This window comes from Paenibacillus sp. CFBP 13594, from assembly GCF_014842675.1.
Classification (GTDB): domain Bacteria; phylum Bacillota; class Bacilli; order Paenibacillales; family Paenibacillaceae; genus Paenibacillus; species Paenibacillus amylolyticus_B.
This window is the reverse complement of the sequence record NZ_JACYVQ010000001.1, coordinates 912857-930708: the sequence shown is the minus strand read 5'-3', so window position 1 is coordinate 930708 and position 17852 is coordinate 912857. Positions and strand designations below refer to the sequence as shown.

At 42.6% G+C, this 17852-nt stretch carries 18 protein-coding genes and 1 pseudogene; 15 read left to right on the top strand and 4 right to left on the bottom strand.

The annotated features are described in order from the left end of the window. Window positions 1-40: 40 nt before the first annotated feature. Entirely contained in the window at window positions 41-1657 is a 1617-nt protein-coding gene (locus tag IFU39_RS04295) for a response regulator (protein ID WP_192131401.1), read from the bottom strand. After that, complete coding sequence (locus IFU39_RS04290; protein WP_192131400.1) at window positions 1635-3365, bottom strand: sensor histidine kinase; 1731 nt, start codon at window positions 3363-3365, stop codon at window positions 1635-1637. The genes IFU39_RS04295 and IFU39_RS04290 overlap by 23 nt, the downstream gene beginning before the upstream one ends. Before the next feature lie 323 nt (window positions 3366-3688). Here IFU39_RS04290 and IFU39_RS04285 point away from each other — a divergent pair, with 323 nt between their 5' ends. The 12 genes and pseudogenes from IFU39_RS04285 to IFU39_RS32755 all read left to right on the top strand — a co-directional run. After that, entirely contained in the window at window positions 3689-4906 is a 1218-nt protein-coding gene (locus IFU39_RS04285; protein ID WP_192131974.1) for a DNA polymerase IV, read from the top strand. Beyond that, window positions 4903-5271 (top strand): YolD-like family protein, encoded by a 369-nt coding sequence (locus IFU39_RS04280; RefSeq protein WP_091020148.1) that lies wholly within the window; start codon window positions 4903-4905, stop codon window positions 5269-5271. Before IFU39_RS04285 ends, IFU39_RS04280 begins: the two co-directional genes overlap by 4 nt. Further along, window positions 5255-5623 carry a hypothetical protein gene (locus tag IFU39_RS04275; protein ID WP_091020147.1) on the top strand — a complete coding sequence of 123 codons (369 nt, stop codon included), beginning with the start codon at window positions 5255-5257 and terminating at the stop codon, window positions 5621-5623. Before IFU39_RS04280 ends, IFU39_RS04275 begins: the two co-directional genes overlap by 17 nt. 429 nt (window positions 5624-6052) lie before the next feature. Next, window positions 6053-6943 (top strand): RCC1 domain-containing protein, encoded by an 891-nt coding sequence (locus tag IFU39_RS04270; protein ID WP_192131398.1) that lies wholly within the window; start codon window positions 6053-6055, stop codon window positions 6941-6943. 353 nt (window positions 6944-7296) lie between these two features. Then, window positions 7297-7497, top strand: coding sequence for a cation transporter (locus IFU39_RS04265; RefSeq protein WP_047843207.1), 201 nt, complete (start codon window positions 7297-7299; stop codon window positions 7495-7497). Window positions 7498-7526: 29 nt separating this feature from the next. Then, on the top strand, window positions 7527-9965 hold the full coding sequence (locus IFU39_RS04260; RefSeq protein ID WP_274599248.1) for a heavy metal translocating P-type ATPase: 2439 nt from the start codon (window positions 7527-7529) through the stop codon (window positions 9963-9965). A 27-nt stretch (window positions 9966-9992) separates the two neighbouring features. Then, entirely contained in the window at window positions 9993-10871 is an 879-nt protein-coding gene (locus tag IFU39_RS04255; RefSeq protein WP_244660860.1) for a hypothetical protein, read from the top strand. Between the two features lie 16 nt (window positions 10872-10887). Continuing rightward, complete coding sequence (locus tag IFU39_RS04250) at window positions 10888-11517, top strand: nitrite reductase (protein WP_181155432.1); 630 nt, start codon at window positions 10888-10890, stop codon at window positions 11515-11517. Between the two features lie 5 nt (window positions 11518-11522). Further along, complete coding sequence (locus IFU39_RS04245) at window positions 11523-11726, top strand: heavy-metal-associated domain-containing protein (RefSeq protein ID WP_342345624.1); 204 nt, start codon at window positions 11523-11525, stop codon at window positions 11724-11726. 33 nt (window positions 11727-11759) lie between these two features. Then, entirely contained in the window at window positions 11760-11999 is a 240-nt protein-coding gene (locus IFU39_RS04240; RefSeq protein ID WP_192131396.1) for a glutaredoxin family protein, read from the top strand. 126 nt (window positions 12000-12125) lie between these two features. Continuing rightward, window positions 12126-12455 carry a metal-sensitive transcriptional regulator gene (locus IFU39_RS04235; protein ID WP_047843212.1) on the top strand — a complete coding sequence of 110 codons (330 nt, stop codon included), beginning with the start codon at window positions 12126-12128 and terminating at the stop codon, window positions 12453-12455. A 228-nt stretch (window positions 12456-12683) separates the two neighbouring features. Beyond that, window positions 12684-12777: pseudogene (locus IFU39_RS32755) on the top strand (IS200/IS605 family transposase); the annotation flags it as partial. A 225-nt stretch (window positions 12778-13002) separates the two neighbouring features. On the opposite strand, the gene IFU39_RS04230 reads toward IFU39_RS32755, so the two are convergent. Further along, window positions 13003-14319 carry an amidohydrolase family protein gene (locus tag IFU39_RS04230; RefSeq protein ID WP_192131966.1) on the bottom strand — a complete coding sequence of 439 codons (1317 nt, stop codon included), beginning with the start codon at window positions 14317-14319 and terminating at the stop codon, window positions 13003-13005. A gap of 169 nt (window positions 14320-14488) precedes the next feature. On the opposite strand from IFU39_RS04230, the gene IFU39_RS04225 reads away from it, so the two are divergent. From IFU39_RS04225 to IFU39_RS04215, 3 genes are all read left to right on the top strand, one after another. Beyond that, the gene (locus tag IFU39_RS04225; protein ID WP_091020144.1) at window positions 14489-14917 is read left to right on the top strand and encodes a MarR family winged helix-turn-helix transcriptional regulator; all 429 of its coding nucleotides are present in this window, start codon (window positions 14489-14491) and stop codon (window positions 14915-14917) included. A gap of 427 nt (window positions 14918-15344) precedes the next feature. Beyond that, on the top strand, window positions 15345-15791 hold the full coding sequence (locus tag IFU39_RS04220; RefSeq protein WP_192131394.1) for a GNAT family N-acetyltransferase: 447 nt from the start codon (window positions 15345-15347) through the stop codon (window positions 15789-15791). A gap of 407 nt (window positions 15792-16198) precedes the next feature. Next, on the top strand, window positions 16199-16990 hold the full coding sequence (locus IFU39_RS04215; RefSeq protein ID WP_192131392.1) for an SDR family oxidoreductase: 792 nt from the start codon (window positions 16199-16201) through the stop codon (window positions 16988-16990). 485 nt (window positions 16991-17475) lie between these two features. Here the strand turns inward: IFU39_RS04215 and IFU39_RS04210 are convergent, their stop codons facing one another. After that, a complete protein-coding gene (locus IFU39_RS04210; RefSeq protein ID WP_105598914.1) occupies window positions 17476-17733 on the bottom strand; it encodes a GlsB/YeaQ/YmgE family stress response membrane protein in 258 nt (85 codons plus the stop codon). Window positions 17734-17852 lie beyond the last annotated feature (119 nt).

The window sequence follows — 17852 nt, the reverse complement described above, 5'->3', positions numbered from 1 at the left end:
GTTTCATTTACCTGTGTACATGAAGTGCGGTTTTTTAACTTTATTGCTCACGGTAATCCTGAGGCGTCATACCGAATTTATCGCGAAACACCTTGATGAAGTATTGGGAGTTGGCGTAGCCCAGTTTATCGGAAATCTCATATACCTTATCCTGCGAATGATTAAGCAGGTAGAGGGCAAGATCCATTTTGACACTTAGAATGTACTCACTCAAGCTGATGCCTTGAAATTGTTTAAACAGCTTGGAGACGTACACCGGATGCAAACATACATGATCTGCGATCGATTGAAGGCTAAGGGAGTGCAGATTGGCGGAAACAAACGTCTTGATCTGATGAATGACATCATGTTGCTCACCTAAAGACTGTTCTTCCAGCTTCATGCGCAGTCGATCAAGCATGTTCTCAGCCCAATCTGTAAGTTGGGATACAGACCGAAAGGGCATACGCGGAACCCATTCGTTTCCGACCAAATCGGATAACAGCGCATGATTTTTGTGGGCAATGTAATGAAAAGCCGATAACAATATAATCTGAATCTCATCCAGATGTTCTTCAGTTTGTTCAGGCAGCGTGCTATACCCAGTCTCAATTCGGTGCAGACGTTCTTTGAATACTTCCCATTGTCCCGTTTCAAGCAAATGATTGAAGGTTGGTGGTTCATATAAAATATGCAAGGAACGAATGGATACGGGACGATAGCTTTCCTGAAGGGAAAGGAAGTACCCTATACCGTTACCTACCTGCTTTTTGAGAGCGGACTGGGCTTGCTCATACATGTCCCGGATATCATGCTGGAGTTTACCCTTCTGGCTCAGGATGACGGAAATGCCACCTTTCAGATATTCATTGACATTATGATGCAGCTGTAGGGAGATATGCGTGAGACACTGATTCTGATCCTCCAGCTGATCCTGCTCCGGCAATTGCTTACTGTGACTTAACTTTAACAAGAAAACCAGATAATCGTAATGATCACGACAATGCCAGGTATGAAAAGCTGTGTTGTATAACTCACATGCGATGTTGGTCACGGCATACTCAAACAACTGCAAGCTGCTCGTTGTATGCCTGGTGAAATGTTCTTCCAGGCGTACCAGAACGAGTTGAACTTCATCTTCGGCATGGAAGGGCAGATGATAGTGTGCCAACTTGTCGTTCAAAGCATCTTCTGCATAACGATTACCTTCAATCAACTGATTCAGCAGCCTGTCCTTCAACGAAGGCAGGTGCTCGCGAAACGAGTTCATCGCCTGTTCATAGGACAAGGCTCTGCGGATTTGTTCCTCAATGGAAAGCACTGTTTTTTCCAGACATGCCGCCAGTTTTTCGACATCAAGCGGTTTTAGCAAATACTCAACAACCCCGTGTCTGGTCGCTTCTTTCGCATACTCGAACTCGGCATAACCGGTGAGCAAAATACAGGGCAGGTTGGGTTTAGACGCCTTGATCTGCCGAATCAGCTCAAGTCCGTTCATCACCGGCATTGAAATATCGGTAATCACGATATCTACGGTCTGTTCATCCAGAATGGATAAAGCCTGCATTCCGGAATATGCTTTGTGAATACGCTCGATCCGATATTCATCCCATGGAAATGAGATCTCAAGATCGTCAATCACATAGGATTCATCGTCAACTAACAGAATCTGATGCATCTGCAATATCCTCCTTATGTATAGTAATGATGCACAGGGTACCTTCATATAAGCTGGATTGAACGGACAAGCCCGATCGTTTACCATATGTGAGTCTGATTCGCTGATTGACATTTCGAACTCCTGTTCCGATCTGTTCCTCTGGGCGGGTTAGTTCATTCATGTGTTTGCAGATCAGTGACAGTCGCTCTTCCGGCATGCCCACACCATTATCTGCAACGATGATACGGATGACCTCATGGTCCTGCTCCGCGCGAATCGTAATTTTCCCTGAACCCATGGAGGGTTCAATCCCATGTTTGACCCCATTTTCAACGAGTGGCTGCAAAATCATACGAGGGATACGGACCGAGAGAAGCTCTTTGGGTACATCGATATCAAAAGTGATCGTTTTTTTTCGCATATGAATAATGGACATGTAATGATTCACAAAACGAAGCTCTTCACCCAGCGTCGAATCCATATCTTCAATACGATGAATATAACGGCAGTAGGAAGCCAGCTCCAAGGTCATGGCTGTGACCGATTCATAATCCTTTACACTCGATTTGCTCTGGATATAGTTGAGACAGTTGTATAGGAAATGGGGATTGATCTGAGCCTGATACTGCTTGAGTCTGGCCTCTTTGACGGAAAGTTCTCCAATAAGGACCTGCTCAATTAATGTCTGCGTATTCTCAGCCATTCGGTTGAACGATCGACCCAGGATTTTAAATTCCATAATTTGAGTTTCGTCGACACGGCTGGAGAAATCTCCCCGGTCAAACCGGTCGATCGCTTTACGCAACCGAATAATGGGTTGTTGAATCTGATTACGCAGAGCCAAGATGTACAAAAGCGAAAGAAGCAGCAGGGCTACAAGTGCCAGCACAAACAGCGTATTGTTACGTGAAATCGATTGCTGAAGCTGATTGGTTGGATGATAGTCGATAAAGTACAAATCCAGAATACTTGCTTTCATATAAGTGATGAAGTAACTCCTGTCCTGAAAGGAGATTTCAAAGAAACCTCTGTCATTTCTGAGCTGTGGAACAACCTGAGCATCAGCCTGGGCAAGTCCAAGGGAGCCTGAACCTCGAATGGCTGTTTTAAAATGGGAATCATACAGCATCGGTGTTCCGGATGTATAATCAGACATCATTTTCTGCAAAACATCTAATGAGATCCTGATCTCGATATACATCGGCCCTCGATGTCCCTTGGTAAGATGTGAATAATAACCTGTACCATCCTTGTTCATATGTAATATCCATTGATCGAGCGGATCTTTGGACATGGAGAATGATCGAAATGAAAACTGGGGATCAGAAGATACCGTGTCCTTTTGATCCGGATAATACAAAATAATGGTATTGTTCCATGAGGTGGAAGCACTGTTTAATGCCAGCTTCTCAATGAGCTCCAGCTTGGCCTTGTATTTAGCAAAATCATTTCCGTAATGAAGAACATATGTATAACCTCTGACGGATTGATCCTCTGATAATGTTAGCGCATTCATTAATACCTGCTCAAATTGATTCGATAGCTGAGAGGACATGAATCGCACTTCGCCCAATTTATTCTTTTCTAACTCTCGTTGAATATCTTCCACATTTAATCGATAGATCCACCAGAAGATCAGTACAATCAGCATAAACATCAAAACTAGACCGAGTGCCAGCTTTGAAAAAATAGAGCCGTTCTCTGTGGGACACTTTTCCTTCAACATGTCATTTCCTCCTGTAGAATAAGAACGATCATCTCTAGCTTTATTCTACAATATCTAGCTTTATAAGGGGAGGGAACATGAGGACAAGGGGCTTACAAAAGACACCACTTAAAGGTGGATGTCAACGAACAGAACCCTGGAGCTGCGTAATTCTATAGTAAATGGGGTTTGTATAAATCGGACGCTCCGAATTCGATGGTCCTATGCCAAATATAAATATTTACCTCTTGCATAAAGAACGTATGTTCGGTTTATAATATATAGAAACATACGTTCTTAAATGTACAGGAGTGATTTCAGTGTGGACTAAGCAGCGAACCATTATGCTCATTGATATGCAGAGTTTTTATGCTTCAGTCGAAAAGGCAAAAATGCCCCAATACAAAAATAAACCACTCGCCGTTGCAGGCGATCCAGCAAGACGTTCTGGCATTATCCTTGCCGCTTGTCCGTTGGCCAAAGCTAAAGGTGTATCTACCGCGGAACCACTCTGGCAGTCTCTTCAGAAATGCCCTGAACTGATCATTGTAAAACCTCACATGCAAGAATACATCGAAGTTTCCACTCAAATCATGTCCATTATTGAGGAATTCACCGATCTGGTCGAGCCATACAGTATAGACGAATTATTTGCTGATGTTACAGGGTCTATGCATCTATTTGGTAATGATCCAATCGATCTGGCCAAACAAATTCAAGACAAAATCTATAATGAAACAGGGGTTTATGCCAGAGCAGGCATTGGTGAAAACAAAATTATCAGTAAATTATGCTGCGATATGATTGCTAAAAAAGCGGAGGGTGGCATTTTTCACTTAAAGAAAGAGGAGTTGCATCTTCACATTGGAGATAAGCCCATCCGCGATATGTGGGGGATTGGCTCAAGAATGGAAAAACATCTGTGGAAGATGGGTATCCGAACCATTAAAGACCTGGCGAATACACCTCTTTCCAAATTAAGAAGCAAGTGGGGTGTTAATGGAGAAGTCATCTGGAGAGTCGCCAATGGACTCGACAATTCGCCGGTAACCGTCAACACACACAGCACACAAAAGGATATCGGAAACGGAATGACCCTGCCTAGAGATTTCACAGAAGCATGGGAGATCGAAGTGGTTATTCTCGATATCTGTACAGAAGTGTGCAGAAGAGCCCGTAAAAAAGGGCTGATGGGTAGTGTCATATCTGTGAGTGTATCGGGAGCAGATTTTGATCACCCAACTGGTTTTCATAGGCAAGTTAAACTGTCTGATCCTACAAACATAACCGTTGATGTGTGCAAGATCGCCAAACGCATATTCCATCAACATTGGGATGGGCAACCTGTGCGCCGTGTAGGCGTATCCCTGTCTCAATTATCCAATGCGGATACATATCAACTATCTTTCTTTGATGATCAAGAGCAGAAACGAGCCATTGATCAGGTGATGGACAACATTAAGGATCGATATGGCGACATTGCCATTCTTCGAGCGAGCTCCATTACGGCTGCGGGTCAAGCGATTGATAGAGCATCTAAAATTGGGGGGCATTACAAATGAGCAAAAAACTGGAGGCCAATGGATTATGGGAATCGAGCCGCATGATGCTTCCACAACATAAAGAACGAATTATACAGCATCGTACTCAAATTCATCATCAAGCGAAACCACTGATTCATGAAGATGAGTGGGAGATTATTGCTCAACATATAGATATGTCCCTCAACTATACGTTGCAAGCCACCTTTGAAGTGTTTAATGAGTCAGGCAATCGGTATATACACGGAATCGTCACTTCAGTCAGCGCCTTTGGAAAAAAAATAAAAATTGAAATGGATAATGGATTTGAATGGGTCGATTTTGATCAATTGGTCACTGTAAAGTTTGAAGAAGGAGGAGGTGTGTACGGTGAGACAAACTTCTGAGGAACTTGCACTCGTAAAGAGGCTGGTAGAGCTTCCGTATCTTTTAGGTGCTCTGGAGGTAGATAAGCATAAAATATACGCTTCAAACTTTAAAATGAAATCGGTGTATATTGATTACCTGGACGGTACCCAAAAGAAAATTGCTTTAGAGATGTACAAATCAAAACAAAGTTTAAAGGAACATCATATAAAAATCATTGAAGAGGAGAGATCCGAGCTGAGTTTAACAGTAAATTATTCGGTAAGAGGTTACCTTCACAAAATGACATTATTGTGGAGCAAAGTGAAAGTGGATGTGACCTTAATGCTTACGGAACATATGAGCGTTGATATTACTGATATGCCAACATAAACATAGAGTTAGAGCAGAATACAGTATATAACGTCATGGGGTGGATATAATACAGCTATAACCATTGTTTTCTTCTCCCGATTTGGGTAAACCGACCTTTGAAATTGAAGGGTCGGTATTTTTTGTCTCAAAATTTTGCATTGGCATATTAAACATATAAAATGAGAGAAATCACGCGGCAGATACATTTATCCATATTGTTTCGACTAAAACAAGGATGAATCCTTCAGAAGGGTGATACCAACATACCTGGATTAGTACGGCGTGGTTCCGTTATCTTGACAGCCAAGATTATTACATACAACGTTGAATAAGAGTAATATGTTGATGTCCTCTTGAGCATGTTTTCTGTGAAAGATATGAACGCTAAACGTTATGTCTTGTAGTTGAACTAACGGCGGATTTTCAATTTGTGGAGGGGAGAAAGAAATGGACTACAACAATTCACGGAATGAAGCGGTTTTTGAGACGAAACGGCTCCGTAACTGTACCATAGCGGCGGGTCGTCGTCATACCGTTGCCCTTAAATCTGACGGAACAGTAACAGCTGCGGGTGATAATAAATATGGTCAATGTAAGGTAAGCGATTGGTGCGATATCGTCGCAGTTGCAGCGGGTAATGTTCATATGGCTACGAATACAGGTAATGCCCATACCGTTGGTCTTAAATCTGATGGTACGGTAACAGCTATAGGTTGGAATAAGCATGACCAATGCAATGTAAGCGAATGGCGCGATATCGTAACCGTTTCGGCAGGTTGGTGCCGTACGGTTGGGGTTAAATCAGATGGCACCGTGGTTGCGATGGGGCGAAATAATGAAGGGGAATGCAACGTGAGCAGCTGGCATGATATTGTATCGGTCACGACGGGTGACTGGCATACAGTCGGTCTAAAAATAGACGGAACGGTAACAGCGGTTGGTAACAATAAGTATAACCAATGTAACGTACACGACTGGGGCGACATATTAGCTGTTTCGGCGGGGTATCTTCATACGGTTGGGCTCAAATCGGATGGCACGGTAGTGGCTGTGGGAAGAAATAATGAAGGTGAATGCGACGTAAGCGGTTGGCGCGATATTGTAGCAGTAGCAGCGGGGAGTTATCATACCGTTGCTCTTAAGTCTGATGGTACGATGGTTGCTGTGGGTTCGAATAAACATCACCAATGCGATGTAAGTGGCTGGCACGAAATTCGAGCTATTTCGGCGGGGTGTGCCCATACGATTGGACTAAAATCGGATGGTACGATGGTGGCTGTGGGTGATAATGATTATGGACAATGTGATGTAAGCGGATGGAGTAACATTCAACAATAAATAAAGGAATTTCATATCGAGGGACTAGATCATGGTCCCATTGAAGTCGCTATTTTAGCGGCTTTTTTGTTTTATCGGTACAAGTTTTATTCCCAAATCAAGGACAAGAACATGGTCAGATTACCAATCAGCATATAAATAATCGGTTCTTCTCTCCATAAATTCATTGATCTAACGAGAAAGATAGTCCGCATAGGGTATGGGGGTATAAAAATATGTTGACTAATATAGGGTAGGGGGGTATTGTATTGTACAAGAGCTTGATGAGACCTGAAAAATTGGACTCGAGAGTTTAGCCCATCGTTTAGGTCAAACTAAACCAAAAAATCACCCACAAGAAGGGACGAAATAAGATGAAAAACATTGTTTTGAATGTACAAGGTATGAGCTGCCAACATTGTGTAAACTCCATCGAAGGTGCTCTGAAAGAAATCGGAGTGAGTGGCAAGGTGAACCTCAGTGATGATTCGGTTGAAGCGACGTATGATGAAAATCAAGTCTCCTTGGAGCAAATTAAAGAAGTTATTGAAGAGCAAGGCTACGAAGTAGCGTAAGTAATGGACGAAGAGGGGAGTGAGTTATTTTGGCAATAGCAGAGGCTCAGACGAAACAGTCGAGTATACAAATTACAGGTATGACCTGTGCAGCTTGTGCAAACAAAATCGAAAAAGGACTCGGCAAAATGGACGGGGTCACATCAGCGAATGTTAACTTTGCTTTGGAGAAGGCAAGTGTAACGTATGATCCCACGAAAGTGGAAATGAAAGAACTTGAGGAAAAAATCAAAAAACTTGGATATGGTTCCGTATCAGAGGTTGCGCAATTCAATCTTGAAGGCATGACCTGTGCAGCATGTGCGAACAAAATTGAAAAAGGCCTGAACAAGCTGCCCGGCGTTACTAACGCTTCAGTAAACTTCGCCATGGAAACTGCCCGAGTTGAATTTTCCTCTGGTGAAGTTTCCATCGAAGACATGAAAAACAAGGTGAAAAAACTCGGTTATACGGCAATCGTCAAGGAAGACGGTACCAGCAATGGTGCAAGTGACCATCGTGCTAAAGAACTGAGTAATCAAAAACGGAAATTACTGATTGCGGCGATTCTTTCCTTGCCGCTGTTGTGGACTATGGTAGGTCACTTCTCGTTCACTTCATGGATCTATGTACCGGAATTGTTTATGAATCCGTGGTTCCAACTAATTCTGGCTTCACCAGTACAATTTTATATTGGTAGACAGTTCTATGTGGGTGCGTATAAGGCTCTCCGGAACGGGAGTGCCAACATGGATGTGTTGGTATCACTTGGTACCTCAGCAGCCTACTTCTATAGTTTATATTTAACCATTCAATGGTCAAGTATGGTTGAAGGGATGCATCATGGTCCATCCCTCTATTATGAAACGAGTGCGGTCCTGATTACATTGGTTCTTATGGGTAAATTGTTTGAATCACTTGCGAAAGGCCGAACATCAGAGGCGATTAAATCACTGATGAGTCTGCAGGCGAAGACGGCATTAGTGGTTCGGGATGGCAAAGAACTTACCATTCCAGTGGATGAAGTCATTGTAGGAGATGTTGTCCTTATTCGTCCAGGAGATAAAGTTCCTGTAGACGGAGAGGTGCTGGAAGGGATCTCATCTGTAGATGAATCCATGCTTACGGGTGAAAGCCTTCCAGTAGAGAAAAAAGTCGGGGATGCTGTGATTGGAGCTACGATTAATAAAAACGGTATTCTTCGGATCAAAGCAACCAAAGTAGGTAAAGAAACCGCTCTTGCACAAATTATTAAGGTTGTTGAAGAAGCTCAGGGATCAAAAGCACCAATTCAGCGGGTAGCCGATGTGATCTCGGGCATATTCGTCCCGATCGTTGTAGGGATTGCAATAGTTGCTTTTGTGGTTTGGTACTTCTGGGTTACACCAGGCGATTTTGCAGGTTCGTTAGAAAAAGCAATTGCGATTCTTGTTATCGCATGTCCTTGTGCACTTGGACTTGCAACCCCAACATCCATTATGGCGGGGTCTGGTCGTTCGGCTGAACTAGGGGTGTTGTTCAAAGGCGGGGAACATCTGGAGCAGACGCATAAAATTGATGCGATCCTTCTGGATAAAACCGGTACTGTTACAAAAGGTAAACCTGAATTGACTGACGTCGTCGCTCTTGGCAATGAAAATGAATTCCTGAAACTTGTTGGAGCTGCAGAGAAAAATTCTGAGCATCCACTTGCAGAAGCCATCGTTGTAGGCATCCAGGAACGAAATATCGAACTACCAGGAACTCAATCCTTTGAAGCATTTCCGGGTTTCGGAATCCAAGCAATGGTTGAAGGTAAACAGCTACTCGTGGGTACACGTCGACTGATGGAAAAGTATAATATCGATGCAAAAGCAGCTTATCATTCGATGTCACGTTTGGAAGAAGCGGGCAAAACTGCGATGCTGGTTGCCATTGATGGTCAATATGCAGGTATGGTCGCTGTGGCAGACACAATTAAAGAAACTTCGAAAGCTGCAGTAAACCGTCTGAAAGAAATGGGCATTAAGGTCATTATGATTACAGGTGACAATGAACGGACGGCAAAAGCCATCGCTGCTCAAGTAGGTATTGACCACGTTCGTGCAGAGGTCTTACCTGAAGGAAAAGCGGAAGAAGTGAAAAAACTGCAATCACAAGGTAAAAAAGTGGCCATGGTTGGCGATGGTATCAATGATGCACCCGCTTTGGCAACTGCAGATATTGGTATGGCGATTGGTACGGGGACAGATGTAGCGATGGAAGCAGCTGATGTAACACTCATGCGCGGCGATCTATCCAGTATTCCTGATGCTATCTACATGAGTCGTAAGACTATGCGCAACATTAAGCAAAACTTGTTCTGGGCACTTGGTTACAACACCTTAGGCATTCCTATTGCAGCTATCGGTCTGTTAGCACCATGGGTTGCAGGCGCAGCGATGGCCTTGAGTTCGGTATCCGTCGTTCTAAACGCCCTGCGATTGCAACGCGTAAAAGTACGTCACTAGTCAAGTACTAGAACAGGAGCGAACATAATGATGATGAGGAGTAAAAAAATCATGCTAATGTTAACCGGTGTTTTAGCTTTCGGTGTGTTGTCTGCTTGCGGAACCCCTAAAGAAAGTGCACATACAGATGGACATGGTGGTATGAATCATACTGAGATGAAATCTGAAACTGAAGGTGCGAGTCATGATCACGCAGGGCCTCATGCTGATTCAACAGCAAATGCCCTTGAAACCTCGTTCTCCTTTGCATCAGATGTGAAGGCCAATGAAAATTCGCTTCTGACAATCCAAATCACGGACGTCGATGGTAATCCGGTTAATGATTTTGAAATGGGGCACGAAAAACGAATGCACCTTATCGTGGTGAGTAAAGATCTTTCTTACTTTAATCACATTCATCCAGATTTTAAAGGCGATGGAAAGTTTGTGATTGAAACTTCATTTCCAGCTGGTGGAGAATACAAAATCCTTGCCGACTTTGTTCCAAAAGGTGGAGCGAGCACTACACCCAGTGAATGGGTGAACGTTTGGGGTCCAGAAAAAGCCCAAGAGCCTGTTCAAGCGGATTCCAACCTTATAAAAGAAGTGGATGGTAAAAAAATCGAACTTTCATTGAATACCAAAAAGGCCAACGAAGACGTAAATCTGACCTTTAATATCATGGATGCGAAAACGGACGAAGGGATCAATAATCTGGAACAATACCTCGGTGCTGTAGGTCATGTTGTTATCCTTTCTGAGGATGCAGAGCAATATCTGCATGTACATCCAACAGAGGAAAAGGCAACAGGTCCAAAAGCAGAATTTATGACCTCTTTCCCGCATAGCGGAACCTATAAAATCTGGGGTCAATTCCAACATGATGGGGAAGTCTTTACAGTACCTTTCGTCGTAGATGTAAAGTGAGTAGAGAGGTATGAGCATGGGAGATAAAATTAAAATAGCGATTAGTCCAGCAATCCAACTTGGTGGAAGCTTATTCACTCCGGAGCAACTAGTTAAAATTGGCGAGATTACTGGTCCAGATTCAAAAGTGGAGATGACACCCTTTAAGCAACTATACGCAGAAGTATCGATTGAACAACGAGATCAGATCAAAAATAAACTTGAAGATCACGGTCTTGAAATAAACCCTGCAGGATTTGTAACCAAAAGTCTGATCGCTTGCAACTTTTGTAGAGGTGCAGAAGAAGCAGGCATGGAAACAGCCAAAAGTTTAAATCAAGCCATTTCCGGTATCGATACGCCTACACCACTCAAGATTGGATATGCTGGATGCGCTTTAGGCACTAGTGAACCGTTGATTAAGGATATTGGGATCGTAAAGATGCGCGATAAGTTCGATGTTTATGTTGGTGGCGAGTCGAAGGGGCTTAAACCCTCCTTCGCCAAGCTGCTACATTCCGGATTAATGGAGGATCAGCTTATTCCTTTTGTTACCGCAATTATTGATTATTATAAGATACATGCGAAAGGCAAAGAAAAGTTCAGCAAATTCGTTAATCGAATGACACTGGAAAACTTGAAGTCAATGACGCTTGAAAGGGGGTGAAAACAGTGAAAGAAGCAACTGTAAAAATTCAAGGTATGTCTTGCCGTTCTTGTGTATCTAAAATTGAAGGTGCAATTTGCGCTCTTGGCGCTGAAGGCCACGTAAATTTTGAACAGGGAACAGTAGAAGTTCGATTTGACGATTCTAAAGTTCAAATCGCTGAAATTGAAGAAGCGATCCGTAAAAAAGGATATAACGTCGGAGCGTAATATATATTGAAATACAAGGGAGAGTAATTGGGCATGACGGAATCCATTCAGATTTATTCAATCCCAACCTGCAGCGATTGCAATTATGCTAAACGTTACTTTAAAGAGCGTGAGCTTCCCTATACGGATTACAATTGTGAAGAAGATGCCAAGTACGCTGAGGAAGTCTGGAAGTTGACTGGCAAACAGGTTGTTCCAACCATTGTCATTGGAGATAAGGTCTTTGTAGGCTTTGCCGAAAATCTCACTGAAATCAGTGAGTTAGTTAAATAACTGTTATGACCCCGGTCAACTTCCGAGCCTGACAAGCCGTTCTCTTAGCACTTACCATGATACTTCTTGCTCCCTTTACATAGGGTAGGGGGGGATGGTAATGTGTTAATAAAGGAGTTGATCTACTTGGATGATACGATACTTGAGGCCGCCTCATGTGACCATACATCTTCAAACGAGCGGAAAAGCCATCATTCGGAGAGTACAAAGCGAAAGTTAATTAGCCGGTTGAATCGGATTGAAGGGCAAGTGCGTGGAGTAAAAGGAATGATTGAGAAGGACACGTATTGTGATGACGTATTGCACCAAATTGCCTCCATTCAATCCGCGTTGAATGGAGTAGGAAAGCAGCTTTTGGAACATCATATGAAAAGCTGTGTCATTGAACGGATTTCAGAGGGCGATCACAAAGTTTTGGATGAACTGATGATCACTGTAAATAAGTTAATTAAATAAGCTAGAATATTGGAGGTACCTCTTGTTGTATTCAGGCAAAAAGAATGTCAGGAACAAGAATATGCTCCCGTTGAGTCGCTATTATAGCGGCTTTTTTGTTTTATGGCTTTAGCTCAGTGAGTGCGTGTAACGCGCGAAACAAAAAACCACCCACTATGCGGGTGGGGTGATCACCAAGACCGTTCCGATAAAATTAGATGTTCAGGCTGGGTGAAGGAATGATCTAGGGTGGCAAACAAGAGCTGCAGCCTAGATCACACAAAAGTGGATGTGTAAATCCCACATTGTATTCACCCCGAAGTATAGACGGAAAGAAATCTATAGATACTATGTAAGTACAGTTATAGAAAGTACTCTAAATGACTATATTAACAAATTTAACGCCTTCCACTAAGGAGCTGGTAGCAGAAGGGGATCTAATTGCAACTCATTTTCGCTGGGCATCGTTCCAAAAAATTAGTAGATGGATAAATAGATTAAAGTCGAAGAGGGACTGCATTTTGCACTCCCTCTTCTTAGTGATTTTACAATTAGGAAATATAAACTACTAGTTTTTGCCTAGTTTTTGCGAACCATTGAACCACACAGATTTGATTGACAAGGTATCTGAAATATTAGTGATCGGATCACCGTTAATGAGAATAAGATCAGCACGTGCACCTTCGGTAATCCGGCCACGATCATGTAGACCAAAGCAACGGGCCGGTTTGGAAGTAGCCGACTGAAGAGCTTCGATCGGAGTGAACCCAGCCTTCACCAGTAGCTGCATTTCGTGGTGAACACTGGCCCCATGAGCAAGGCCACCAAGGTTCGGAACGGGAACCGGTGCGACATCCGTCCCTACAAGAATATCAACTCCGGCACGGTGAAGATCCATCACATTATTAAAGCTGTTCTCCATATTGCCTTGTGGGAACGTATTGAAGCTTGAGTTCAAGATATCGATCCAATCTGGGCTTAATTTGGAATGAACTCGTGGATCATTAGCCAATTCTGATGCCGGATTACCTATAATCGATGAATTCAACACCAAGCACGGTGTAACAAAAGCTCCAGAATCAGCTATGGATTTGACCAATTCGGACGTGTACTCGGGCCTGTCGATAAACAAGTGCCCCAAACCGTCGACTCCAAAATCGATGGCTGCCTTCGATGAAAGAGCCGTCAAGACGTGGGCAATAACCAACTTATCAAATTTGTGGGCTTCAGTAACGGCTGTTTTTAGAATCTCATCACTTAGAACAGGCAGGCCAGGTGCACCCATGACCGTTCCCTCTTCAATCATGATCTTAATATAGTCAGATCCATTCTCCACTTGGGTATGCACATGTTTGATCGCTTCTTCAACCGTCGTCACTTGAGGTATTTCTTCGTGATCGTGAGCGTAGGCGGCCAACATTGCTTCCCGGTCTTCCTCCGATAACTTCTCTAGTTCCTTTAATACGAATTCAGGTATTTCATCTCCATCAGGCAGTAATTCATCTGGATGCCCACCAGGAGCGGTAATCGCTGTACCAGCAGATCGAACGTCTGCGATGTCATCCACATTTTTAAGCTGAATTTCGCGCCCTCTTTTAGTAAAATCGCCGTTCATTTCAAGTTCTGTTGTAACACCGAATTTCAAGGCATCTCGTAATCCGCCAATTGAGGTATGAACATGTGCATCAATGAGACCAGGTATTAATGTCGCATTTTCTCCATCGATAATTGTTGCATCGCTCGGGATGTCTCCGCCCACTGAGATAATGGACACCCCTTTAATGACAATATGTCTGGGAGCAATAATTTGATATCCATCAAAGATCCGTACATTTGTAATCGCCGTAATTTCTTCTAACCCAGCATTTTGATTTAATTTCTCCATCATAAAAAATCCTCCTAATGTGTTTGTGATTCAACACTTCGGAGTATAACTGTTAGGTATCTAACAGTCAATAGTCTAATGTTTATTTGACAAGCCTATTGGGATCACTGTATATTTTAGCTACTTACAATTAGATTCCTAACAATTACGGAGGGGACGATGGACGGTCATGCATTCCCGAGAAGATACGCCTTTTATGGAATTGTTTCAAATTATCGGTCTTAAGTTAAAGAAAAGAGCGGATGAGAGTATAAAAGAGTTAGGATTAAGTTCTCAACAAGGAAAAGTAATTGATTATATTTATGAGAATCAAGATAATCATATTATTCAAAAGGATCTTGCAGATCGGTTCCATCTGCGTGGGGCAAGCGTTACAAGCATGCTTCAAGGTCTAGAGCAAAAAGGTTTCATCGAACGTAAAATCCCGACCAATAATGAACGGCAAAAAAATATTTATGTATTACCAAAAGCGGTTGACTTGATTGAAGACTTCAATAACTCATTTCAAAAAGTGGAGGATGAAATCGTTCAAGCCCTTAATGACGAGGAGAAGCAAATCTTAAAGAAATTATTGATCAGAATTAATGAACGCATATAACAGAAGGGCAGGCAGAGGTAACTGGTGGCCAGAACACTGATTTAATATTGTCTTTAGAAAAAATTTTATAAGGACAAGAACATTAGTTCAGTGAAAGTCACTATTTATGGTCATAACCCTGTCAAGTAGACAAAAAGACGAAATTTACGCTACGACCGTTTCTCGGTATTCCACCGGGGGATGGTCGTTTGGATTATGAGACATACAAAAACTGAAATATTTAAAAATAAAAGTGAGAGGAGCATCATTAATGTTTGATGACATTGATTTCTCACCAAGAATTATTGCTTACACCTCGAATAATTTACATAACTTGGTCCAAGAGTGCTCTAAATATGTAAGGGAAATAATAGGATGAAGATAGTTGACACTTAATAGAGTAAATACTTCATCGTTTGAAAATCTTTCTATTTAAGGCGGTATATTAATGAAAAAACTTGAAATTAAAGTATCTAACTATAATCCCAAATATGCTGAACATACAGTGAAAATGTGGAGAGATAGTAAGGAACGGGCAATTGATCAGGCTGAAACCCATAGCTTCGAAAACCATCTATATTTTTTAAATCATATACTATCTAAACAATATCAAATAGATTTAGCGTTAATTGATGAAAAAGTAGTTGGAATGATTGCCTATAGTGAAACTGAGATAAGCCAACTTTATATTCATATTGATTATCAAGGGAATGGAATAGGGCGAACCTTGCTTAATAAAGCAAAAGCACAAGCAAATGGAAAATTAACTTTATATACATTTGAAGTTAATAAAAATGCCCAAAGATTTTATGAGAATAATGGTTTTGAAATCACTGGTAGAGGACAAGAAAATGAAGAGAATTTACCTGATATACGATATGAATTGAAGTTGTAAAAATCGAATATAAAGTTACATTCAAAAAAGTGAACAGTCTGCTGGTTAGCTGGATGCTTGACCACCCAACCATATTCACTGGAACTGTAATCCCATGTATTTATTATCTTGACAGTAATTGAGGCTGACTCGTAATATTTGAAGTGGAGATGTAGGAAAGGGGACTCGCTGGACAATGTGGACTTCCTTGTAATGATTATCTAAACTGGATCGCTCGACTTGGTGTTTTGGTTATTACCACACGCCTCGTTTGTGATGCCGATCTGCAATCATTCAAGGGACGCGAGGAACCGTTTGATCAAACCCGGGCGCGGATACTTGATGTATCCGTTTTTGTTATACCTAGGATAATTCCATCTCCAATGAAAAATGGATTTCTCCCTCCCTTATTAAACGGAGGAAATAAAATGACCAAACTACATGGAAAAACCGCTATCGTGACAGGCACAAGCCGCCCTGGAGGGATCGGAACTGCCGTCTGCCGCACGTTGGCACACGAAGGCGCTAATGTGTTCTATACCCATCTGTACGATTACGATAAGACAGAGAATCCGGGAGATGCCGACAAGAACTGGCCGGATCTCTTCGCTGAAGAACTTCGCTCTTATGGCATTAAGGCAGCGCATATGGAGGTCGATCTTACCGATCCCACTTCTCCAGCGCGAGTGCTTGATGCGTGCCGGTCGGCTGTCGGGCTGCCGACCATTCTCGTCAACAACGCTACGTACAGCGTATCAGCTGATTTCCGTCAATTGACTGCATCACTGATCGATGCGCACTGTGCCATGAACATTCGAGGTACGTTCATGCTATCGGCCGAATTTGCGCGTATGCTGGAGGTTGAACTGGCCGGCCATCAGGCCCTTAACAGCGGCCGGATCATCAACCTTACGTCCGGTCAGGGTAAGGGGCCGATGCCTTGCAATCTCGCTTATGCCGCAACAAAAGGCGCCGTCTCCACCTTTACCGAATGTCTGTCTGCTGAACTAGCTCCTTTTCACATTACTGTGAATGCGGTTGATCCCGGTCCTACCGATACGGGTTGGATGTCAGAAGAAGTGAAAAAAGCCTTGCTACCGGGATTTCCGATGGGCAGGATCGGTCTTCCTGAAGATGTATCCCGTCTGATTGCTTTTCTGGCAAGCGACGATTCCCAATGGATCACCGGACAAATCATCCATTCTAGAGGTGGGTTTTAATTAGGAAAACAGTTCATTAACGCACGGGATACAATAGTTCCATAAAACCAAATAAAGCCGCCGATCAACAGGATCGGCGGCTTTATTCAATTACTGAGCAGTAAAGTTTAGTTATAATCAACTTTTATCACCAGAAAATAAAGTGTGCTTGGTAGAATTGTGAAGTAAAAATCACACTAACTGGAGTGGATACTATGCTTTCTGAGGAAGATTATGCGAAGGTAGCGAAAGAAGCTTTACATCAATACCCAATCATTTGGGAAAAACTTGTGTATCTCGGAATGAGTGATAATGTTACATTTCAAGTTCAGACCAACGATGATAATCAAAAGTATCTTATCAAAATCCATATCTCAACGATTTCCATTCACTCAAAAGGGAATGTCGCATCAGAGCTTATCTGGCTTGAAGCTTTGGTTAAAGATACAAATCTCGTCGTACCTGCCCCTGTCAGAAATTTTCAAGATGATCTGGTACTCCGCCTGTTAACGTCTTCGGAACGCTCCACCACGCGCCAGAGCATAGAAAATCAAGAGAGCAATGATCGACCCGACGATCGCGGGTATGATATGAAATCCACCCACTACCGGCCCCCTCGGTCCCAACAGTTCATACCCTAACCATGATCCAACAAAACCAGCAATGATATTTCCGAGTACGCCTCCCGGCACGTCCCGTCCAATCAGATTTCCGCTTAACCAGCCAATTAGCCCACCAACAATGATTATCCAGATTAAATACACGAATTGGTCTCCCTTCCATTGATTTATTACAAGTTATGTTTCGTTAGGGGGAATGTTGCGGATCATCTGAGAATTGACCATGAAATGATTTCCATTTTAATCCAAGGGTAGTAAAATCG